This is a genomic window from Micromonospora chokoriensis, from assembly GCF_900091505.1.
Classification (GTDB): domain Bacteria; phylum Actinomycetota; class Actinomycetes; order Mycobacteriales; family Micromonosporaceae; genus Micromonospora; species Micromonospora chokoriensis.
Window position 1 is genome coordinate 1,985,846 of record NZ_LT607409.1, and the last position, 22,130, is coordinate 2,007,975.

Here is a 22,130-nt window from a genome sequence, read left to right on the forward strand (position 1 = left end):
GGCACTCCGCCGTGGCGAAGGCTACCGATGTCCGGCCGAAGATCACTTTGGCGTGTGTGGAGTGCAAGGAGCGCAACTACATCACGCGCAAGAACCGGCGCAACGACCCCGACCGCATCGAGCTGAAGAAGTTCTGCCCGCGTGACGGTCGGCACACGGTCCACCGCGAGACCCGCTGATCGCTGCCGGCTTCGCGCCGGCCGCTGTCGAACGTTCCCATCGCCGATCTGACCGGTATGGCGCGGCTCCGCTGCCGCCTGCCGATCAGATCGGCGATTGTGCTTTCCGTGTAGGTTCGCGGCATGCCTCTGGACCCTTCCTTCGTCGGCCGGACCTATCCGCCGACCGCCCCCTACCAGGTGGGCCGAGAAAAGATCCGTGAGTTCGCCGGTGCCATCGGTGCCACGGACCCGGCTCATCACGACCCGGACGCCGCGCGGGCGCTGGGGCACAGCGACGTGGTGGCCCCGCCGACCTTTCCGGTGATCGTCACGATGGCCGCGAGCCGTCAGATCATCGAGGACCCGGACCTGGGCGTGGACTACAGCCGCCTGGTGCACGGCGACCAGCGGTTCGCGTACACCCGGCCGGTGGTCGCGGGCGACGAGCTGGTCTGCACGAACACGATCGAGGACGTCAGCACCCGGGGTGGGCACGGTTTTCTGACCACGCGCACCGACGTGAGCACCGTCGGCGGGGAACCGGTGGTCGCCGTCTGGGCCAGGTACGTCATTCGCGGGGAGGCCTGAGATGGAATTTCCCGCCAAGACGTTCCGGGTGACCCGCGCCGACCTGGTGCGGTACGCCGGCGCCTCGGGTGACTTCAACCCGATCCACTGGAGTGACCGGGTCGCCACCAAGGTAGGTCTGCCCGGGGTGATCGCCCATGGCATGTTCACCATGGCGCTGGTCGGCCGGGCGGTCACCGAGTGGGCCGGCGCGCCGGACGCGGTGGTCGAGTACGGCGTTCGGTTCACCCGACCGGTGGTGGTGCCCGACGACGACCAGGGCACCGAGATCGAGGTGACCGCACGGGTCCGTGAGGTCACCGAGGACGGCTTGACCCGCCTCGACGTGACAGCGACCTGCCTGGGCGAGAAGGTGCTCTCGCAGGCCCGGGCGACGATCCGTACGGCAGGCTGAACCCTCCTCGCCACGCGTGGCGAGGAGACCGGTTGGGAAAGTCGGGGGGCTACCCGTACACTGGTCCGCCGTGGGGCAAGTGACCCCTGCTCGGTCGTCTGTGGCCGCGTGGGGCGAGTGTTGCCACATAGGGGTGTAGCTCAATTGGCAGAGCAGCGGTCTCCAAAACCGCAGGCTGCAGGTTCAAGTCCTGTCACCCCTGCGCCTCAGGCCTGACCGTTCCCGTGGGTCGCGCCGCCACCATGGCGGCGTCCGGCCCGTGGTGGTGGCATCGGCGGGGTGGTTCCGAGGCAATCGGGGCCCTCCGGATGATCCACCGGCCGCGGCCCGTCGCGGGACGGTTGGGCCCGGCCGGCGTGACCAGCGCCGCGTACGCCGCCCTGGCGTGCGACCCGAGATTCCGCGACGGAGGGCGAAGTGGCCGACAACAAGCGGCACGGCGAGGACGCCGGCGACGATCGTCTGGATGACGAGGTCGTCGACGACGTAGCCGACGACGACGCCACCGGCGCGGACGAGCCGGTTTCCCGGGGCGGCACCGCCACGCGGTCGCGCGCGCGGGCGGAATCGGCGGACAGCCGGCCGGCCACCCGGTCGGAAACGGGTCGGGTGGGCGTGTTCGGCCGCATCGCGCGGTTCTTCCGCGAGGTCGTAGCCGAACTGCGTAAGGTCATCTGGCCGACCCGCAAGGAGTTGCTGACCTACACCGCCGTGGTGGTGACGTTCGTCGCGGTGATGCTGACGATCGTCGGTGTGCTGGACTACGGCTTCGCCAAGGTCGTGCTGTTTGTCTTCGGCAACTCGGACTGACCGGCTGCCTCCAGCCGATAGTGACGGAAGTGAGCGAGCGTGCCTGAGTACGACGAGACCGCCGGACCGGTGGACGAGCAGTCCACGGTCGCGACGGCGGCTGGTGACGAGTCGGTTGAGGCCGCCAGCGAGCCGGAGTTCCCCACCACCGAGCCCGCACCGGACGAGGATTACGACGCGGTCGCCGAGCTGAGGCAGAAGCTGCGTTACGCGCCCGGTGACTGGTATGTGGTGCATTCGTACGCCGGCTACGAGAACAAGGTGAAGACCAACCTCGAGACCCGGATCACGAGCCTCGACATGGAGGACTTCATCTACCAGGTCGAGGTGCCGACCCGGGAAGAGGTCGAGGTCAAGAACGGTAAGCGTTCCCAGATCCAGGCCAAGGTCTTCCCGGGCTACATCCTGGTCCGGATGGAGCTGACCGCCGAGTCCTACTCGTGTGTCCGGAACACCCCGGGTGTGACCGGCTTCGTCGGCGCGACCGACCGGGCCGACCGGCCCGCCCCGCTCTCCCTCGACGAGGTGCTGAAGTGGCTGGCGCCGGCCGTCGAGACCGAGCAGAAGAAGGCGAAGCCGGAGATCAAGGTCCTCGACTTCGAGGTGGGCGACTCCGTCACCGTCACCGACGGCGCCTTCGCGTCGCTGCCGGCCACGATCAGCGAGATCAACGCCGACCAGCAGAAGCTCAAGGTGCTGGTTTCGATCTTCGGTCGCGAGACTCCGGTGGAGCTCAACTTCAACCAGGTCGCCAAGATCTGACTGGTCGTCGGCGGCGGGCCCGGCCCGCCGCCGACGTCGGCGTAGCCCTCCCGCTCGACCTCGGCGGACGAGTGGGCTGCGGCCTGCGCTACTCTTGAATGTCGCCGCTGTCGCACCGCGCTGACCGTGCGCGCTCCGAGGGCGGCGACAGCCGCATTTTCCCAGCTCCAAGCCCCAGGAAGTGACATGCCTCCGAAGAAGAAGCTCGTCAAGACGTTCACGCTTCAGCTGCCGGCGGGCCAGGCCACGCCGGCCCCGCCGGTCGGCCCCGCGCTCGGCCAGCACGGCGTGAACATCATGGAGTTCTGCAAGTCCTACAACTCGCAGACCGAGTCCCAGCGGGGCGACATCGTCCCCGCCGAGATCAGCGTCTACGAGGACCGGTCCTTCACCTTCGTGCTGAAGACCCCGCCCGCCGCCCGGCTGCTGCTCAAGGCCGCCGGTGTGCAGAAGGGCTCGGGTGTTCCGCAGTCCGACAAGGTCGGCGCGGTCAGCCGCGGCCAGCTCCGTGAGATCGCCGAGAAGAAGATGGCCGACCTCAACGCCAACACCATCGAGCAGGCCGAGAAGATCATCGCCGGCACCGCCCGGTCGATGGGCATCACCGTCAACGACTGACGTCGGCCCAGGCCGTCGACCCGACCGTGGGAGGGCCCGCGCCGAGCGGCCCGCCAGAGACCACAGGAGTAATCAGCAATGCAGCGCAGCAAGAGCTACCGCAAGGCCGCCGACGTCATCGACCGGTCGAAGCTCTACACCCCCGCCGAGGCCGTGAAGCTGGCCAAGGAGACCACCAACGTCAAGTTCGACGCCACGGTCGAGGTCGCCATGCGCCTCGGCGTCGACCCCCGCAAGGCGGACCAGATGGTCCGCGGCACGGTCAACCTGCCGCACGGCACCGGTAAGACCGCCCGCGTGATCGTGTTCGCCGGCGGCGCGAAGGCCGAAGAGGCCGCCGCGGCGGGTGCTGACGAGGTGGGCACCGACGAGCTGGTCGCCCGGATCCAGGGTGGTTGGCTCGACTTCGACGCGGCGATCGCCACGCCGGACCAGATGGCCAAGATCGGCCGGATCGCGCGGATCCTGGGCCCGCGCGGTCTCATGCCGAACCCGAAGACCGGCACGGTGACCATGGACGTCACCAAGGCGGTGCAGGACATCAAGGGCGGCAAGATCACCTTCCGGGTGGACAAGCACTCCAACCTGCACCTGATCATCGGCAAGGCCTCCTTCACGGAGAACCAGCTGGTGGACAACTACGCCGCGGTGCTCGACGAGGTCCTGCGTGCCAAGCCGTCCGCGGCCAAGGGCAAGTACCTCCGCAAGGTCATCCTCACCACCACGATGGGCCCGGGTGTCCCGGTCGACCCGAACCTGGTGAAGAACCTCCGTGAGGACTCGGCCGAGGCCTGAGCCGACAGTTCGCTCCGCCGGGGCGCCGCCACAGTCGTGGCGGCGCCCCGGCGCGTTCCAGGTGTGGCAGGCTCGACGCCATGCGACTGGAGAACGTCTGGTTGCGGTACCACCGGCGGGGGCCGTGGGTGCTGCGGGGCGTCGACGTGCGGATCGGTCCGGGCGAGGTGGCGGTCGTGCTGGGCCGCAACGGGGTGGGCAAGTCCACGCTGCTTCAGGTGGCGGCCGGGGTGCTCCGACCGGGCCGCGGCCGGGTCGCCGACCGGCCCGCGCGGGTGGGCTGGGTGCCGGAGCGTTTCCCGGCCGACCAGCCGTTCACAGTGGCCCGCTACCTGACCGGGATGGCCCGTGTGGCCGGGTTGGGCAGGGCGGCGGCCGACGAGGCGGTGGGTTCCTGGATCGACCGGCTCGGGTTGTCCGCCTTCCGCTCGGTCCGTCTGCCGGAGCTGTCGAAGGGCACCGCGCAGAAGGTGGGCCTGGCCCAGGCGATGCTGTGCCCTCCAGGGCTGCTGGTGCTCGACGAACCGTGGGAGGGGCTGGACGCCGCCACCCGCGAGCTGGTGCCCGAGCTGATCGACGAGGTGCTCGCCGCCGGGGGGTCAGTTCTGGTCAGTGACCACCGGGGCGAGACGGTCCGGTTGCCGGCCGCACGCCGCTGGCTGGTGGCCGACGGGGCGCTGACCGAGGAGACGTCCGTCGAGGACGGGACGCTCGCGGTGGTCGAGGTCGCGGTGCCGGCCGCGCGGGCCGCCGGCACCGTCGCCCGGTTGCGCGCCGAGGGGCACCACATTCTGCGGGTACGCGTCGACGCCCCCACCGCCGTGCCGCCGGCGCGACCCGCCGAGCCGCTTCCGGAGGCCGGTGCCGCCCGACCCGCCGACCCGTCGTCACAGGTGGTCGGGGAGTCGACAGCGGAGCAACCGGCGGCCACCGACGCGGCGGTCGGGCCGGCGGCGGGGGAGGCCCGGTGAACGCCCTGATCCGGATGCGGCTGGCGGGTTTCCTGCGGACCGGCCGCGCGATCGCGCCGCTGCTCGCCGGCCTCGTCACGCTCGGCCTCCTCTACGGCGGCGGTCGTGCCCAGCCGGCGGAGGCGTACGGCGTCTCGGCCGTGGTCCTCTTCCCCGTCATCGCCTGGCAGACCAAGATCCTCCTGGACGTGGAGCCGGACGTGCAGCGCCGGCTGGCACAGGTGGCGGTCGGGGTGGCCCGCGAGCGGCTGGCGGGCCTCCTCGCGGCCGGCGTGGCAGCGCTGGTGACGGTGGGCGTCGGGTTGCTGTTCCCGTGGTTGGTCGGCGGGGTCTCCGGCCCGGTCGAGCCGGGGGACCGGTCGATCCCGGTCGGGCTCGCGCTGGGGCTGTGGGCGCACCTGGTGGCCGTACCCGCTGCTGTCGCCCTCGGCGCTCTGGCCAGTCGGGCGTCCGTGGGTGGGGCCGGGTACGGCGTCGCGGTGCTGGCCCTCGGCGGCGTCGGCGCGGTGGTGCTCGGCCTGAGCGGTTCGGTGGTTCCCTGGCTGGCACCGCCGATCATGGCCGCCGCCCGGGCCACCGGAGGCGACGCCGCCGCGCTCAGCCTGCTGGGGCTGACCCTGTGGGCGGTGGCCTGGAGCGCCGCGGTCGTCGGCGGCTATCTGTGGCGACGGCGGGCCCAGGGCTGACCCTGCGTCGGTGCCGGTGACGTGGCTCACCCGGCGCGATTTGGTGCTGGTGACCTGGGCGCGTACTCTTCAACAGTCATCCGTGTTCTCATGGATGTCGAACCACCCAGAGACCGCTGGTCACCGTGCTTCGGCGCGGTCGAAGGTCCCGCGACAACGGGCGACCCGCGCAGGGCGGCAAGCGTAACTCGGCAGTGAGCATGGTCCGCCGACCGTGACGATCCGCCGGCCCTCGCCCCGTGCGCCCTGCGCCGGGGCTTTTTCGTTGTCGCGCTGCCTCCGCTCCCGTTCCGGCTTCGGCCGTGACGGGACCAGCCTCGAGTAACGAGAGAGGAGGGACATGGCGGACAAGCCGATTCGGGCCGACAAGGCCACGGCCGTCGCTGAGCTGACCGAGAGCTTCCGCAGCTCGGGTGCCACCGTGCTGACCGAGTACCGCGGTCTGACGGTTTCCCAGCTCACCCAGCTTCGGCGCTCGCTCGGCGCCGAGACCAGCTACATGGTCGCGAAGAACACGCTGGCGAAGCGTGCTGCGACGGACGCGGGCATCACCGGCCTCGACGAGCTGTTCACCGGTCCTACCGCGCTGACTTTCGTTTCGGGCGACGTCGTCGAGGCGGCGAAGGGTCTTCGCGACTTCGCGAAGGCCAACCCGAAGCTCGTCATCAAGGGCGGTGTCTTCGAGGGCAAGGCCATCACCGCGGCCGAGGTCACGAAGCTCGCCGACCTGGAGTCCCGCGAGGTGCTGCTGGCCAAGCTGGCCGGCGCGATGAAGGGCAACCTGAGCAAGGCCGCGGCCCTGTTCCAGGCCCCGCTGTCGAAGACCGCCCGTCTGGCGGCTGCCCTGCAGGACAAGCGCGAGAAGGAGGGCGCCGAGGCGGCCTGACGGCTCCCACGGCGCACCAGTTCTTACTTATCAGCATTAGGAAAGGACGCCAGACATGGCGAAGCTCAGCACCGACGAGCTGCTCGACGCGTTCAAGGAGATGACGCTGATCGAGCTCTCTGAGTTCGTGAAGCAGTTCGAGACCACCTTCGAGGTCACCGCTGCCGCTCCGGTCGCGGTCGCCGCGGCCGGCGGTGCCACCGGTGGCGCTGCTGCCCCGGCCGAGGAGGAGAAGGACGAGTTCGACGTCATCCTCGACGCCGACGGTGGCAAGAAGATCCAGGTCATCAAGGTCGTGCGTGAGCTGACCGGCCTGGGCCTCAAGGAGGCCAAGGACGCGGTCGAGTCCGCGCCGAAGGCCATCCTGGAGAAGGTCAACAAGGAGACCGCCGAGAAGGCGAAGGCCAAGCTCGAGGGTGAGGGCGCCAAGGTCACCCTCAAGTGACCTGAGCTCCACCTGCGCGTACCCGGCTCGTGAGCCGGGACACGAATCGCGTCACGGCGGGCGGTGATCCGACACGGATCGCCGCCCGCCGTGTTGGTGGATCCGGCGCGGACCGGCCCTGACCTGGGCTCCGACGACCGGCCTCCGGGAACCCGACGAGCGCGGCGGGTCGCCCTCCAGGAGGAAAGAAGTAGCGACCCGGATACCGGCCCTTGACGCGGCACCGGCCTGCCAGGCACGCTGACACCAGCAAGACACCGCGCTTGCGACGGCCACGATGTGGGTATGACAGCGACGGCACCATCGGTCGCGGTCACCCGTGCGGCCCAGTGGGGAGTTGCGTTCTGAGCGGCCCGGCAGACCCCGGTTGACGGGGGTCGAGGCGCGTTCCGCAAACGACCTGCGGGGTGGGCTGGACAGCGGTTAGCCTCTCGGCTACACTGCTAGTTTGCGCTGCCTTCCGACTTGACCCCTGCTCGGAAATGTCCGTTTACGGATAATTCTGGTGGGGTCATTGGAGTGCACGCGTACCAGCCGTTCTGCAGCACCGGTCCTCGGAAGGACGCATCTTGGCAGCTTCCCGCCCTGCGAAGACCAGTCGTACGTCGAGCGCATTCGCTCCCCGCCGAGTTTCATTCGGCAGGATCACCGAACACCTCGAGGTCCCCAACCTCCTTGCCATTCAGAACGAGTCCTTCGACTGGCTCGTCGGCAACGAGGCTTGGCAGGGCCGGTCGGCGGACGACCCGCACGCACGCTCGGGTCTCGCGGAGATCCTTGAAGAGATCAGTCCCATTGAGGACTTCTCCGGCACCATGTCACTCTCCTTCTCGGCACCGCGCTTCGACGAGGTCAAGGCCTCGATCGAGGAGTGCAAGGAGAAGGACCTGACCTACTGCGCTCCGCTCTTCGTGACCGCGGAGTTCACCAACAACACCACTGGCGAGATCAAGAGCCAGACGGTGTTCATGGGTGACTTCCCGATGATGACGCCCAAGGGCACCTTCGTCATCAACGGCACCGAGCGCGTCGTGGTCAGCCAGCTCGTCCGGTCTCCGGGCGTGTACTTCGACAAGCAGCCGGACAAGACCTCCGACCGCGACCTCTCCAGCGTCAAGGTCATCCCGAGTCGGGGTGCCTGGCTGGAGTTCGACATCGACAAGCGCGACACGGTCGGCGTACGCATCGACCGTAAGCGTCGGCAGGCCGTCACGGTCCTGCTCAAGGCCATCGGATGGTCGGCCGAGCGGATCCGTGAGCGGTTCGGCTGGTCCGAGCTGATGATGACCACGCTCGAGAAGGACCACATCGCCGGCGCCGACGAGGCGCTGCTCGACATCTACCGCAAGCTGCGCCCTGGCGAGCCGCCGACGCGCGAGAACGCCCAGACCCTGCTCGACAACCTCTTCTTCAACCCGAAGAGGTACGACGTCGCCAAGGTCGGGCGCTACAAGTTCAACAAGAAGCTCGAAGTCGACGTGCCGATCACCACGGGCACGCTGACCGAGGACGACATCGTCGCCACCGTGGAATACCTCTGCCGGCTGCACGCCGGTGAGGAGGGCTACGAGGCCGACGACATCGACCACTTCGGCAACCGTCGCCTGCGCACCGTGGGTGAGCTGATCCAGAACCAGGTTCGGGTCGGCCTGTCCCGCATGGAGCGGGTCGTCCGCGAGCGGATGACCACGCAGGACGTCGAGGCGATCACCCCGCAGACCCTGATCAACATCCGCCCGGTGGTGGCGGCGATCAAGGAGTTCTTCGGGACGTCGCAGCTGTCCCAGTTCATGGACCAGACCAACCCGCTGGCGGGCCTGACCCACCGGCGCCGGCTGAGCGCGCTCGGCCCGGGTGGTCTGTCCCGGGAGCGGGCCGGCTTCGAGGTCCGCGACGTGCACCCGTCCCACTACGGCCGGATGTGCCCGATCGAGACGCCGGAAGGCCCGAACATCGGCCTGATCGGCGCGCTGTCCACCTTCGCCCGGGTCAACCCGTTCGGCTTCATCGAGACGCCGTACCGGAAGGTCGTCGACGGTCGGGTCACCGACCAGATCGACTACCTGACCGCGGACGAGGAGGACCGGTTCGTCAAGGCCCAGGCCAACGCGCGCCTGAAGGCTGACGGCACGTTCGCCGAGGACCGGGTGCTCTGCCGTCGTAAGGGCGGCGAGACCGAGGACGTCGTCCCCGCCGCCGTCGACTACATGGACGTCTCGCCCCGGCAGATGACCTCGGTCGCGACCGCCATGATCCCGTTCCTCGAGCACGACGACGCCAACCGGGCACTGATGGGCGCGAACATGCAGCGCCAGGCGGTGCCGCTGGTCAAGGCCGAGGCGCCGCTCGTGGGCACGGGCATGGAATACCGCGCCGCGGTCGACGCCGGCGACGTGGTGGTCGCCGAGGTCGGCGGTGTGATCGAGGACCTCTGCGCCGACTACGTCACCATCCACCAGGACGACGGCCACCGCCGGACGTACCTGCTGCACAAGTTCCGCCGCTCCAACGCCGGCTCCTGCGTCAACCAGAAGCCGGTCGTCTTCGAGGGCGACCGCGTCGAGGCCGGTCAGGTCATCGCCGACGGTCCCTGCACCGACGAGGGCGAGATGGCGCTCGGACGCAACCTGCTGGTGGCGTTCATGTGCTGGGAGGGCCACAACTACGAGGACGCGATCATCCTGTCGCAGCGCCTCGTGCAGCAGGACGTGCTCACCTCGATCCACATCGAGGAGCACGAGGTCGACGCTCGGGACACCAAGCTCGGCCCGGAGGAGATCACCCGCGACATCCCGAACGTCAGCGAGGAAATGCTCGCCGACCTCGACGAGCGCGGCATCATCCGGATCGGCGCCGAGGTCGTCCCCGGCGACATCCTGGTCGGCAAGGTCACGCCCAAGGGTGAGACCGAGCTGACCCCGGAGGAGCGCCTGCTCCGCGCGATCTTCGGTGAGAAGGCGCGTGAGGTTCGGGACACCTCGCTGAAGGTGCCGCACGGCGAGACCGGCACGGTCATCGGTGTGCGCACGTTCTCCCGCGAGGACGGCGACGAGTTGCCGCCGGGTGTCAACGAGCTGGTCCGGGTCTACGTCGCCCAGAAGCGCAAGATCCAGGACGGCGACAAGCTCGCCGGCCGGCACGGCAACAAGGGCGTCATCTCGAAGATCCTGCCGGTCGAGGACATGCCGTTCCTGGAGGACGGCACCCCGGTCGACATCGTGCTCAACCCGCTCGGTGTGCCGAGCCGGATGAACATCGGCCAGGTGCTGGAGACCCACCTCGGTTGGGTCGCCAAGACCGGTTGGAAGGTCGAGGGCGACGACGCCGAGTGGAAGCGCCAGCTCCGCTCGATCGACGCGCACGAGTCCGAGGGCGACACGAACGTGGCGACCCCGGTCTTCGACGGTGCCCGCGAGGAGGAGATCTCCGGTCTGCTCGAGTCGACCCTGCCCAACCGGGACGGCAAGCAGCTGATCGGTCGTACCGGCAAGGCGCAGCTCTTCGACGGTCGTTCCGGTGAGCCTCTGCCGGACCCGATCGCCGTCGGCTACGTCTACATCCTGAAGCTCAACCACCTGGTCGACGACAAGATCCACGCTCGGTCGACCGGCCCGTACTCGATGATCACGCAGCAGCCGCTGGGTGGTAAGGCGCAGTTCGGTGGTCAGCGTTTCGGTGAGATGGAGTGCTGGGCGATGCAGGCGTACGGCGCTGCCTACGCCCTGCAGGAGCTGCTCACGATCAAGTCCGACGACGTGCTCGGCCGGGTGAAGGTCTACGAGGCCATCGTCAAGGGCGAGAACATCCCGGAGCCGGGCATCCCGGAGTCGTTCAAGGTGCTGCTCAAGGAGCTGCAGTCGCTGTGCCTCAACGTCGAGGTGCTGTCCAGCGACGGTGTGGCCCTGGAGATGCGCGAGACCGACGACGAGGTGTTCCGGGCCGCTGAGGAGCTGGGCATCGACCTGTCCCGGCGCGAGCCGAGCTCGGTCGAAGAGGTCTGAGGTGAGCGGTCGGGGGCCGGTTCGCCGGCCTCCGACCCCACCCGAGAATTAGCAGTACAGACGACGACATAGGGGACATAGTGCTCGACGTCAACTTCTTCGACGAGCTGCGCATTGGTCTCGCCACCGCCGACGACATCCGTCAGTGGTCGCACGGCGAGGTCAAGAAGCCTGAGACGATCAACTACCGCACCCTGAAGCCGGAAAAGGACGGGCTCTTCTGCGAGAAGATCTTCGGCCCTCAGCGGGACTGGGAGTGCTACTGCGGTAAGTACAAGCGGGTCCGGTTCAAGGGCATCATCTGTGAGCGCTGCGGCGTCGAGGTGACTCGCTCCAAGGTCCGCCGTGAGCGGATGGGGCACATCGAGCTCGCCGCTCCGGTGACCCACATCTGGTACTTCAAGGGCGTTCCGAGCCGGCTGGGCTACCTGCTGGACCTCGCCCCCAAGGACCTCGAGAAGATCATCTACTTCGCCTCGTACGTTGTGACCAGCGTGGACGCGGAGTCGCGTCACCGTGACCTCTCGACGATCGAGAACGAGATCCTGGCCGAGAAGCGGCAGTCCGAGAACAGCCGCGACTCGGAGATCGAGAAGCGGGCCGCCAAGCTCGAGGCCGACCTGGCCGAGCTGGAGGCCGAGGGTGCCAAGGCGGACGTCCGGCGCAAGGTCAAGGAGGGCGGAGAGCGCGAGATGCGCCAGATCCGCGACCGGGCCCAGCGCGAGATCGACCGCCTGGACGAGGTGCTGGACACCTTCCGCAAGCTGGAGCCGAAGCAGCTGGTCACCGACGAGCTGCTCTACCGCGAGCTGCGCGACCGGTTCGGTGAGTACTTCACCGGTTCCATGGGCGCCGAGGCGATCAAGGCGTTGGTCCAGAACATGGACCTCGACGCCGAGGCCGAGAGCCTGCGGGAGACCATCCGGTCCGGCAAGGGCCAGCGGAAGATTCGGGCGCTCAAGCGGCTCAAGGTCGTCGCGGCGTTCCTGAACACCCGCAACTCGCCGCTCGGCATGGTGCTGGACTGCGTCCCGGTCATCCCGCCGGACCTGCGCCCGATGGTGCAGCTCGACGGTGGCCGCTTCGCGACCTCGGACCTGAACGACCTGTACCGCCGCGTGATCAACCGGAACAACCGCCTCAAGCGGCTGATCGACCTCGGTGCTCCCGAGATCATCGTCAACAACGAGAAGCGGATGCTCCAGGAGGCCGTCGACGCGCTGTTCGACAACGGCCGTCGTGGTCGGCCGGTCACCGGCCCGGGTAACCGCCCGCTCAAGTCGCTGTCCGACATGCTCAAGGGCAAGCAGGGCCGGTTCCGCCAGAACCTGCTGGGTAAGCGCGTCGACTACTCGGGCCGTTCGGTCATCGTGGTCGGCCCGAAGCTCAAGCTGCACCAGTGCGGTCTGCCCAAGCAGATGGCGCTGGAGCTGTTCAAGCCGTTCGTGATGAAGCGGCTGGTCGACCTCAACCACGCCCAGAACATCAAGTCCGCCAAGCGGATGGTCGAGCGTCAGCGCCCGGTCGTGTGGGACGTGCTGGAAGAGGTCATCGGCGAGCACCCGGTGCTGCTCAACCGTGCACCGACCCTGCACCGCCTGGGCATCCAGGCCTTCGAGCCGCAGCTGGTCGAGGGCAAGGCGATCCAGATCCACCCGCTGGTCTGCACCGCGTTCAACGCCGACTTCGACGGTGACCAGATGGCGGTGCACGTGCCGCTGTCCGCCGAGGCTCAGGCCGAGGCGCGGATCCTGATGCTGTCGTCGAACAACATCCTCAAGCCGGCCGACGGCAAGCCGGTCACCATGCCCACCCAGGACATGGTCATCGGTCTGTACCACCTCACCCACCTCACCGCCGGTGAGAAGGGCGAGGGCCGGGCGTTCAGCTCGGACGCCGAGGCGCGGATGGCCTTCGACAACAGTGAGCTGCACCTGCAGGCGCCGGTGCGGATCCGCCTGCGCGGCGTGATCGGTGTCGACAACGGCGCCGGCGCCGAGGCGTGGACCGCCCCGGAGGGCTGGGTCGAGGGTGACCCGCTGACCATCGAGACGACCCTGGGTCGGGTGCTGTTCAACGAGACGCTGCCGCAGGGCTACCGCTTCGTGAACTACGAGATCCGCAAGGGTCAGCTCTCCGCGATCGTCAACGACCTCGCCGAGCGCTTCCCCAAGGTGGCCCTGGCCGCCACCCTGGACGGGCTCAAGGAGGCCGGTTTCCACTGGGCCACCTGGTCCGGCGTGACGATCGGCATGGAGGACGTCATCGCTCCGCCGCGCAAGGCGGAGATCCTGGCGCGGTACGAGAAGGAAGCCGACCGGATCGACAAGCAGTACCAGCGTGGTCTGATGACCGCCGAGGAGCGTCGCGGCGAACTCATCGAGATCTGGACCAAGGCGACCAACGAGGTCGCCAAGGAGATGGACACCGCGCTGCCGCAGGAGAACCCACTGTGGAAGATGATCAACTCGGGTGCTCGCGGTAACCTGCTTCAGCTCCGGCAGATCGCGGCGATCCGTGGTCTGGTGGCCAACCCGAAGGGCGAGATCATCCCGCGGCCGATCAAGGCCAGCTACCGGGAGGGTCTGTCCGTGCTGGAGTACTTCATCTCCACGCACGGTGCCCGTAAGGGTCTCGCCGACACCGCGCTGCGGACCGCCGACTCGGGTTACCTGACCCGTCGTCTGGTGGACGTCTCGCAGGACGTCATCATCCGCGAAGAGGACTGCGGCACCGACCGGGCGATCCCGATGCAGATCGGCGAGCGGCTGGACGGCAAGCTCGTCGTCCACACCCACGCCGAGACCAGCGTGCACGCCCGGACGCTGGCCGACGACATCAAGGGCCCGGACGGGACCGTGGTGGCCGAGCGCGGCCAGGACATCAACTCCATCGGGGTCGACAAGATCGTCGCCGCCGGCGTGGAGACGGTCCGGGTCCGCAGCGTGCTCACCTGCGAGTCGAAGCTGGGCGTCTGCGCGGCCTGCTACGGCCGGTCGCTGCCGACCGGTAAGTCGGTCGACATCGGCGAGGCGGTCGGCATCATCGCCGCCCAGTCCATCGGTGAGCCGGGTACGCAGCTGACGATGCGTACCTTCCACACCGGTGGTGTCGCGGGTGAGGACATCACCCAGGGTCTGCCGCGTGTGCAGGAAATCTTCGAGGCCCGGGTCCCGAAGGGTAAGGCGCCCATCGCCGACACCCCCGGCCGGATCCGGATCGAGGACGGCGAGCGCTCGCGCAAGATCATCGTGGTGCCGGACGACGGCAGCGACGAGATCGTCTACGACAAGATCTCGAAGCGGGTCAAGCTCCGGACCCACGACGGCGGTCACGTCGCGGTCGGCGAGAAGCTGACCGAGGGCACCATCGACCCGCACGAGCTTCTGCGGATCATGGGTCCGCGGGCGGTCCAGGTCCACCTGACCAGTGAGGTCCAGGAGGTCTACCGCTCGCAGGGTGTGCTCATCCACGACAAGCACATCGAGATCATCATCCGCCAGATGCTCAAGCGGGTGACGGTCATCGACTCCGGCTCGACCGAGTTCCTGCCGGGTGTGCTGGTCGACCGGGCGCTGTTCGAGTCGGAGAACCGCCGACTCGTCTCGGAGGGCGGCGAGCCCGCCGCCGGTCGTCCGGTGCTGATGGGTATCACCAAGGCCTCGCTGGCCACCGACTCCTGGCTCTCGGCGGCCTCCTTCCAGGAGACCACCCGGGTGCTGACCGACGCTGCGATCAACTCGCGCAGCGACTCGCTGGTCGGCCTCAAGGAGAACGTGATCATCGGAAAGCTCATCCCGGCCGGTACGGGCATCAGCAAGTACCGCAACGTGCGGGTCGAGCCGACCGAGGAGGCCAAGGCCAAGGTCTACTCGATGACCGGGTACCCGGAGACCGACTACGGGTTCGGGCCGGCCGGCGGGCAGGCTGTGCCGCTGGACGACTTCGACTTCGGGTCGTACCGCTAAGCACCAGTCACACGACGAGGCCCCCGGTGTCCGCCGGGGGCCTCGTCGCGTCCGGACCCACCCACCCCGGCGGCGAGTTGGGCATGATGGGGGGATGACGACCGCACCCGGGCAGGTGCCCGTCGCGCAGCAGGACCCGCGTCACCCGCTGGACCCGGATCCGGCCCGTGCCACGAAGGCGCGGGCGGTCTTCGCGCTGGGGCTGCTCGGCATGCTGACCGGGCTCTTCATCGGCGGGGTGGTGCCGGCGACGGTCGCACTGCAACTGGCGCGGCAGGCGCGCCGTGAGGCGTACACCTCGGGGGGTTTCCTGACCGGTGGCGCCTGGCTGCGACGGGGGGAGCGGATGGCCTGGACGGGCCTGGTGCTGGTCGCGGTCACCGTGGTGATCGCGGTCGTGATCGGTGTGGTCCGGTTGGCCGGCACGCCGTTCGGCCACGACTACCCGACGAACATGGACTGAGCTCGCCGGTGGCCGCGCCCCGGCGGCGGCGTCCTCGGCGGTAGCCTGGCCGGTGTCCACCGTGCGGCGGTGGTGCCCTTTCGACAGGAGGACCTCGTGACGGAACCGGCGCGGCCCCCTGCGGACGAACCGGCCGGCCCTCCGGACGCGCAGACCCCGCACGAGCCGACCCCTCCTGCGTCGACGCCGCCCGCGCCGGCTTCGCCCGCGCCGAATGGCTGGGAGCGACCGGGTCCGAGCGGCCCACCGCATCCCCCGGTCTCCACGCCGGGTTGGGGTGCGCCGCACCCTGGCTGGGGTCCGACCGGGCCGACGGGCTTCCACCAGCCGTACCCGGTCTCCGGCGCGCCGACCCACGCACCCCAGGGGTGGGGTCCGCCGCCGCCCGGGCCTGGTGTACCCCCAGGGTGGGGTCCGCCAGCGTCTGGGCCCGGTGTCCCGGCCGGATGGGGTCCGCCAGCGTCTGGGCCCGGTGTCCCGGCTGGGTGGGGTCCGCCGCCGTCCGGGCCCGGCGTGCCCCAGGGGTGGGGTCCGCCGTCGCCGGGTCACGCGCCCGGATGGGGCGGCGTGGCCGGGCCTCCGCCGCCTCCGACCGACGACCAGCGCCGACCGCCGAAGCGGGTCGAGACGGTTGCGGGTACGCCGTTCGGTGTCGTGCACCTGGACGTGGCGCCGGTCACATCCGGGCTGGCCACCGGGGCGCTGGTGGCCGGAATCGCGTCGGCGCTGGTCTCGCTGCTGGTCATCTGCTTCGGGGTGACGTTCGTGGACGAGGGTGGGGCCTGGGTCTCCGGGGCGTTCGCGGTGCTCGGGGTGCTCACGGGTGTGGCAGCCGTGGTCATCGGGCTGCTCGGTCAGCGGCAGATCCGCCGGCCGGTAGCGCCTCCGGCCGTCCGCTTCACCGGCCGTGGTCTGTCGGTGGCCGGGATCAGTTGCGGCGTGGCGGGAGTGGTGCTCAGCCTTCTGGGCCTGGGCCTGGCGTTGCTCCTCGCTCTGGCCTGAGCCCGATTCGCTGCCGTCGCCCCTTCCGTGTCCTTCCCGGTGCCGGCCCGGGGCCGACGGGTGGTCCTGCGGGGAAGCCGGTACACTTGTGCTCGTAGGTGCCCATCGCGGGCGACGGGGCAGGACGAGATCCGGCCGGCGGAGGTGAGACAGCCGCCGGGCCATTCCGTTTTGACCTGGGCGGTTGTGGTAGGTACTCTTTCCCCTTGTGCCCGGGCCTGCCCGGGCAACTCGTGCGTGCGCTGTTTCCGGAGTTCGGGCGGCGGCACGACAAGCCAAGGATCCGGGGCGCGGTAACCCACGTACCGGTGACAAACTCCGGTTCGCACGCGAAAGCGTCGCAACGGAGCCGTGACGAGGGCGACACGCCCGACCGCGGGTGCCGGGGTCTCCGCAAGGCGACCCTGGTCGGAATGTAGGAGAGCCGGTCATCAGACCGGCTAACGAGCAGACGGCGCGGCCGCGGATGCGGCCGAAGGGAGCGGAGAAACCCGGTGCCCACGATCCAGCAGCTGGTCCGAAAGGGCCGCCAGGCGAAGACGACCAAGACCAAGACCCCGGCGCTGAAGGGTTCCCCCCAGCGGCGCGGCGTGTGCACCCGCGTGTACACCACCACCCCGAAGAAGCCGAACTCGGCGCTGCGCAAGGTCGCTCGCGTGAAGCTCAGCAGCCAGATCGAGGTGACGGCCTACATCCCGGGCGTCGGTCACAACCTGCAGGAGCACTCGATCGTGCTCGTCCGCGGTGGCCGGGTGAAGGACCTCCCCGGTGTGCGTTACAAGATCGTTCGCGGTTCGCTGGACACCCAGGGTGTCCGCAACCGCAAGCAGGCGCGCAGCCGTTACGGCGCGAAGAAGGAGAAGAGCTGACATGCCGCGTAAGGGACCCGCTCCGCGGCGGCCACTGGTCGCTGACCCGGTGTACAACTCGCCGCTGGTCACCCAGCTGGTGAACAAGATCCTGCTCCGCGGCAAGCGTCAGCTCGCCGAGTCCATCGTGTACGCGGCCCTTGAGGGCTGCCGCGAGAAGTCCGGCACCGACCCGGTCGTCACCCTGAAGCGGGCGATGGACAACGTCAAGCCGACCCTCGAGGTGCGCAGCCGTCGTGTCGGTGGCGCCACCTACCAGGTTCCGGTCGAGGTCCGCCCGACCCGGGCGACCACCCTGGGCCTGCGCTGGCTGGTCACCTACTCCCGCGCCCGGCGCGAGAAGACCATGGTCGAGCGGCTGATGAACGAGCTGTTGGACGCGAGCAACGGCCTCGGTGCCGCCGTCAAGCGGCGCGAGGACACGCACAAGATGGCCGAGTCGAACAAGGCCTTCGCGCACTACCGCTGGTAACACCCTGGTTCCGGCGCCCCCACGGGCGCCGGAACCGCCACCAGTTGAGTCGAGACGACGATAAGTAGGGATTGAAGTGGCCGCCGCAGACGCGCTCGCCAACGTACGCAACATCGGCATCATGGCGCACATCGATGCCGGTAAGACCACGACCACCGAGCGAATCCTGTTCTACACCGGTATCACGTACAAGATCGGTGAGGTCCACGAGGGCGCTGCCGTCATGGACTGGATGGAGCAGGAGCAGGAGCGTGGTATCACCATCACCTCCGCTGCCACCAAGTGTGAGTGGAAGGGCCACACGATCCAGATCATCGACACGCCCGGCCACGTCGACTTCACGGTTGAGGTCGAGCGGTCGCTGCGGGTTCTGGATGGTGCGGTCGCGGTTTACGACGGCGTCGCCGGCGTGGAGCCGCAGACGGAGAACGTCTGGCGGCAGGCCGACAAGTACAACGTCCCGCGTATGTGCTTCGTCAACAAGCTCGACCGGACCGGTGCCGACTTCTTCCGCTGCGTGCAGATGATGATCGACCGGCTGAACGCCACCCCGCTGGTGCTCCAGATCCCGATCGGGCTCGAGGGCGACCACATCGGTGTCGTCGACCTGATCGGCATGCGCGCCCTCACCTGGCGCGGGGAGACCCAGAAGGGTGAGGACTACGCGATCGAGGAGATCCCGGCCGAGCTGGCCGACTCCGCGGCCGAGTGGCGCGAGAAGCTGATGGAGACCCTCGCCGACGTCGACGACTCGGTGATGGAGAAGTACCTGGAGGGCGAGGAGGTCTCCGTCGAGGAGATCAAGGCCGCCATCCGGCGTGCCACCATCGCCGGCAAGGCCAACCCGGTGCTGTGCGGCTCGGCGTTCAAGAACAAGGGTGTCCAGCCCATGCTCGACGCCGTCGTCGACTTCCTGCCGTCGCCGCTGGACGTCCCGGCGATCGAGGGCACGGCCCCCGACGGCGAGACCCCGCTGCTGCGCAAGCCGTCCAAGGCCGAGCCCTTCTCCGGTCTCGCGTTCAAGATCCAGACCGACAAGCACCTCGGCAAGCTCACCTACGTCCGGGTCTACTCCGGCGTGGTCGAGACCGGCACCCAGGTGGTCAACTCCACCAAGGACCGCAAGGAGCGCATCGGCAAGATCTACCAGATGCACGCCAACAAGCGGGAAGAGCGCAGCTCGGCCCAGGCTGGCGACATCATCGCGGTGCAGGGTCTCAAGCAGACCACCACCGGTGACACGCTGTGCGACCCGGCGAACCCGGTCATCCTGGAGTCGATGACCTTCCCGGAGCCGGTCATCGAGGTCGCCATCGAGCCGAAGACCAAGGCCGACCAGGAGAAGCTCAGCACCGCCATCCAGCGGCTGGCCGAGGAGGACCCGACCTTCCGCGTCAAGCTTGACGAGGAGACCGGTCAGACGGTCATCGCCGGCATGGGCGAGCTGCACCTGGACATCCTGGTCGACCGGATGCGCCGCGAGTTCAACGTCGAGGCGAACATCGGTAAGCCGCAGGTGGCGTACCGCGAGACGATCCGCCGCAAGGTGGAGAAGATCGAGTACACCCACAAGAAGCAGACCGGTGGTTCGGGTCAGTACGCCCGCGTCATCGTGAGCGTCGAGCCGCTGCCGCTGGACAACGACTCGCCGACCTACGAGTTCGCGAACGCCGTCACCGGTGGTCGCGTCCCGCGTGAGTTCATCCCGTCGGTGGACGCCGGCGCCCAGGACGCCATGCAGTACGGCATCCTGGCGGGCTTCCCGCTGGTCGGCGTGAAGCTGACGCTGCTGGACGGCCAGTACCACGAGGTCGACTCCTCGGAAATGGCATTCAAGATCGCCGGTTCGATGGTGATGAAGGAGGCGGCCCGCAAGGCCGACCCCGCACTGCTCGAGCCGATGATGGCTGTTGAGGTCACCACTCCTGAGGAGAACATGGGTGACGTCATCGGCGACCTCAACTCCCGCCGCGGCATCATCCAGGCGATGGAGGAGCGCAGCGGCGCCCGCATCGTCCGGGCTCTGGTGCCGTTGTCGGAGATGTTCGGCTACGTCGGCGACCTGCGGTCGAAGACCCAGGGCCGGGCTAGCTACAGCATGCAGTTCGACTCCTACGCCGAGGTTCCGCAGAGCGTCGCGAAGGAGATCATCGCCAAGGCAACGGGCGAGTAACGCTCTGAGCAGGTGATTCGTGGTTGGTCGCGGGAGGTTTCACCCGCCCGCGGCCACCACGATCGGATCGCGTGAGACCGGGCCTGTAGGCTTCATCGCCGCAGAACCCACAAAGGCTCTCCGGCCGTCTGGCCGGAAAGGCTGTCGACAGAGTCCTAAGCGCCGACCGGCGCGCCGGGCGTACGAACCAAGAAGTCCACAGGAGGACACCAGTGGCGAAGGCTAAGTTCGAGCGGACTAAGCCGCACGTCAACATCGGCACCATTGGTCACATCGACCACGGTAAGACGACGCTGACGGCGGCCATCACCAAGGTCCTGCACGACCAGTACCCGGACCTGAACCCCTACACGCCGTTCGACGAGATCGACAAGGCGCCGGAGGAGAAGGCCCGCGGCATCACGATCTCGATCGCGCACGTCGAGTACCAGACCGAGGCGCGGCACTACGCGCACGTTGACTGCCCCGGTCACGCGGACTACATCAAGAACATGATCACCGGTGCCGCGCAGATGGACGGCGCGATCCTGGTGGTCGCGGCGACCGACGGCCCGATGCCGCAGACCCGCGAGCACGTGCTGCTGGCCCGTCAGGTGGGTGTGCCGTACATCGTCGTGGCGCTCAACAAGAGCGACATGGTCGACGACGAGGAGCTCCTGGAGCTCGTCGAGCTCGAGGTCCGCGAGCTGCTCTCCTCGCAGGAGTACCCGGGTGACGACCTGCCGGTCGTCCAGGTCTCCGCGCTGAAGGCGCTCGAGGGTGACCCGGTCTGGACCGCGAAGCTCCTCGAGCTGATGAGCGCGGTCGACACCGCGATCCCGCAGCCGGAGCGCGAGACCGAGAAGCCGTTCCTCATGCCCGTCGAGGACGTGTTCACGATCACCGGTCGTGGCACCGTCGTCACCGGTCGTGTGGAGCGCGGCGTGCTGCTGCCGAACGAGGACGTCGAGGTCGTCGGCATCCGCGAGAAGGGCTTCAAGACCAAGGTCACCGCGATCGAGATGTTCCGGAAGACCCTGGACGACGCCCGCGCAGGTGAGAACGTCGGCCTGCTGCTGCGTGGTACCAAGCGCGAGGACGTCGAGCGCGGCATGGTCGTCGTGAAGCCGGGCACCACCACCCCGCACACGGAGTTCGAGGCGACGGTCTACATCCTCTCCAAGGAGGAGGGTGGCCGCCACACCCCGTTCTTCCAGAACTACCGTCCGCAGTTCTACTTCCGGACCACGGACGTCACCGGTGTCGTCACCCTCCCCGAGGGCACCGAGATGGTCATGCCTGGTGACAACACCACCATGGCGGTGAAGCTGATCCAGCCCATCGCCATGGAGGAGAACCTCAAGTTCGCGATCCGCGAGGGTGGCCGCACCGTCGGCGCCGGGTTCGTCACCAAGATCGTCAAGTGAACTAGGTAACCCCGATTAGACCCGCCGCCGGTCGTGCGGCATACTAGTCAGGTTGCGTAACGACAGTTCGTCGCCTGTGTTCGGCTTTCGCTGAACCTCCGGGTGGCGAGTCAGTCGAGCGTAGGGTGGTTGGCGGCCCAGTCGCCAACCACCCTCGCACGGCGTTCAGGTCGCGGTAATGCGATCGGCGCCTTGACCCACCGCGCGGTCAGCACCACTCCAGAACGATGGGGCGGAGCTCGGCCCGAGGGCGCGACACGCCCGACCGCGGGGGTCGGCGAAGTGGACCTGTACCAGCCGGTACAGGCGCCCGCAACACAGCGGCATCGAGAGAAGGAACAGAAGCCACCATGGCGGGACAGAAGATCCGCATCCGGCTCAAGGCCTATGACCACGAGGTCGTCGACTCCTCGGCTCGGAAGATCGTCGAGACGGTGACGCGCACCGGGGCGCAGGTCGCGGGCCCGGTGCCGCTGCCCACGGAGATCAACCGTTTCTGCGTTATCCGCTCGCCGCACAAGTACAAGGACTCGCGCGAGCACTTCGAGATGCGCACGCACAAGCGGCTGATCGACATCATCGACCCGACCCCGAAGACGGTCGACTCGCTCATGCGCCTCGACCTGCCGGCTGGCGTCGACATCGAGATCAAGCTGTAGG

General features: G+C 68.5%; 20 protein-coding genes and 1 tRNA gene. All 21 read left to right on the forward strand.

Annotated elements, in window-relative coordinates; all coding sequences use genetic code 11:
• The first annotated feature begins 11 nt into the window (after window positions 1-11).
• A complete protein-coding gene (gene rpmG, locus GA0070612_RS09355; protein ID WP_007073056.1) occupies window positions 12-179 on the forward strand; it encodes a 50S ribosomal protein L33 in 168 nt (55 codons plus the stop codon).
• 123 nt (window positions 180-302) lie between these two features.
• Window positions 303-749, forward strand: a complete 447-nt coding sequence (locus GA0070612_RS09360; protein ID WP_088987558.1) for a MaoC family dehydratase N-terminal domain-containing protein — start codon at window positions 303-305, stop codon at window positions 747-749.
• A 1-nt stretch (window position 750) separates the two neighbouring features.
• Window positions 751-1,143: a MaoC family dehydratase gene (locus GA0070612_RS09365; protein ID WP_088987559.1), complete on the forward strand. Its 393-nt coding sequence runs from the start codon at window positions 751-753 to the stop codon at window positions 1,141-1,143.
• A gap of 129 nt (window positions 1,144-1,272) precedes the next feature.
• Window positions 1,273-1,345 (forward strand) — tRNA-Trp (locus GA0070612_RS09370).
• Window positions 1,346-1,560: 215 nt separating this feature from the next.
• Entirely contained in the window at window positions 1,561-1,953 is a 393-nt protein-coding gene (gene secE / locus GA0070612_RS09375) for a preprotein translocase subunit SecE (protein ID WP_088987560.1), read from the forward strand.
• A 39-nt stretch (window positions 1,954-1,992) separates the two neighbouring features.
• A complete protein-coding gene (gene nusG, locus GA0070612_RS09380) occupies window positions 1,993-2,715 on the forward strand; it encodes a transcription termination/antitermination protein NusG (protein ID WP_088987561.1) in 723 nt (240 codons plus the stop codon).
• A 186-nt stretch (window positions 2,716-2,901) separates the two neighbouring features.
• Window positions 2,902-3,333 carry a 50S ribosomal protein L11 gene (gene rplK, locus GA0070612_RS09385; protein WP_088987562.1) on the forward strand — a complete coding sequence of 144 codons (432 nt, stop codon included), beginning with the start codon at window positions 2,902-2,904 and terminating at the stop codon, window positions 3,331-3,333.
• Window positions 3,334-3,411: 78 nt separating this feature from the next.
• Window positions 3,412-4,128, forward strand: a complete 717-nt coding sequence (gene rplA, locus GA0070612_RS09390; protein ID WP_088987563.1) for a 50S ribosomal protein L1 — start codon at window positions 3,412-3,414, stop codon at window positions 4,126-4,128.
• Between the two features lie 80 nt (window positions 4,129-4,208).
• Window positions 4,209-5,099 (forward strand): ABC transporter ATP-binding protein, encoded by an 891-nt coding sequence (locus GA0070612_RS09395; protein ID WP_088987564.1) that lies wholly within the window; start codon window positions 4,209-4,211, stop codon window positions 5,097-5,099.
• On the forward strand, window positions 5,096-5,785 hold the full coding sequence (locus GA0070612_RS09400) for a hypothetical protein (RefSeq protein WP_088987565.1): 690 nt from the start codon (window positions 5,096-5,098) through the stop codon (window positions 5,783-5,785). Before GA0070612_RS09395 ends, GA0070612_RS09400 begins: the two co-directional genes overlap by 4 nt.
• A gap of 340 nt (window positions 5,786-6,125) precedes the next feature.
• Window positions 6,126-6,671, forward strand: coding sequence for a 50S ribosomal protein L10 (gene rplJ / locus GA0070612_RS09405; protein WP_088987566.1), 546 nt, complete (start codon window positions 6,126-6,128; stop codon window positions 6,669-6,671).
• A gap of 55 nt (window positions 6,672-6,726) precedes the next feature.
• Window positions 6,727-7,116: a 50S ribosomal protein L7/L12 gene (gene rplL / locus GA0070612_RS09410; protein ID WP_088987567.1), complete on the forward strand. Its 390-nt coding sequence runs from the start codon at window positions 6,727-6,729 to the stop codon at window positions 7,114-7,116.
• Window positions 7,117-7,685: 569 nt separating this feature from the next.
• The gene (gene rpoB / locus GA0070612_RS09415; protein WP_088987568.1) at window positions 7,686-11,117 is read left to right on the forward strand and encodes a DNA-directed RNA polymerase subunit beta; all 3,432 of its coding nucleotides are present in this window, start codon (window positions 7,686-7,688) and stop codon (window positions 11,115-11,117) included.
• Window positions 11,118-11,197: 80 nt separating this feature from the next.
• A complete protein-coding gene (locus GA0070612_RS09420; protein ID WP_088987569.1) occupies window positions 11,198-15,085 on the forward strand; it encodes a DNA-directed RNA polymerase subunit beta' in 3,888 nt (1,295 codons plus the stop codon).
• Between the two features lie 94 nt (window positions 15,086-15,179).
• Complete coding sequence (locus GA0070612_RS09425) at window positions 15,180-15,548, forward strand: hypothetical protein (protein ID WP_088987570.1); 369 nt, start codon at window positions 15,180-15,182, stop codon at window positions 15,546-15,548.
• Window positions 15,549-16,115: 567 nt separating this feature from the next.
• Complete coding sequence (locus GA0070612_RS09430; protein ID WP_088987571.1) at window positions 16,116-16,550, forward strand: phage holin family protein; 435 nt, start codon at window positions 16,116-16,118, stop codon at window positions 16,548-16,550.
• A gap of 494 nt (window positions 16,551-17,044) precedes the next feature.
• Window positions 17,045-17,419, forward strand: coding sequence for a 30S ribosomal protein S12 (gene rpsL / locus GA0070612_RS09435; protein WP_007465318.1), 375 nt, complete (start codon window positions 17,045-17,047; stop codon window positions 17,417-17,419).
• Window position 17,420: 1 nt separating this feature from the next.
• Window positions 17,421-17,891, forward strand: coding sequence for a 30S ribosomal protein S7 (rpsG, locus tag GA0070612_RS09440; protein ID WP_007465317.1), 471 nt, complete (start codon window positions 17,421-17,423; stop codon window positions 17,889-17,891).
• 76 nt (window positions 17,892-17,967) lie between these two features.
• Window positions 17,968-20,064: an elongation factor G gene (gene fusA / locus GA0070612_RS09445; protein WP_088987572.1), complete on the forward strand. Its 2,097-nt coding sequence runs from the start codon at window positions 17,968-17,970 to the stop codon at window positions 20,062-20,064.
• A gap of 212 nt (window positions 20,065-20,276) precedes the next feature.
• Window positions 20,277-21,470 carry an elongation factor Tu gene (gene tuf, locus GA0070612_RS09450; RefSeq protein ID WP_088987573.1) on the forward strand — a complete coding sequence of 398 codons (1,194 nt, stop codon included), beginning with the start codon at window positions 20,277-20,279 and terminating at the stop codon, window positions 21,468-21,470.
• A gap of 350 nt (window positions 21,471-21,820) precedes the next feature.
• Window positions 21,821-22,129, forward strand: coding sequence for a 30S ribosomal protein S10 (gene rpsJ / locus GA0070612_RS09455; protein ID WP_007073037.1), 309 nt, complete (start codon window positions 21,821-21,823; stop codon window positions 22,127-22,129).
• The last annotated feature ends 1 nt before the right edge of the window (window position 22,130 follow it).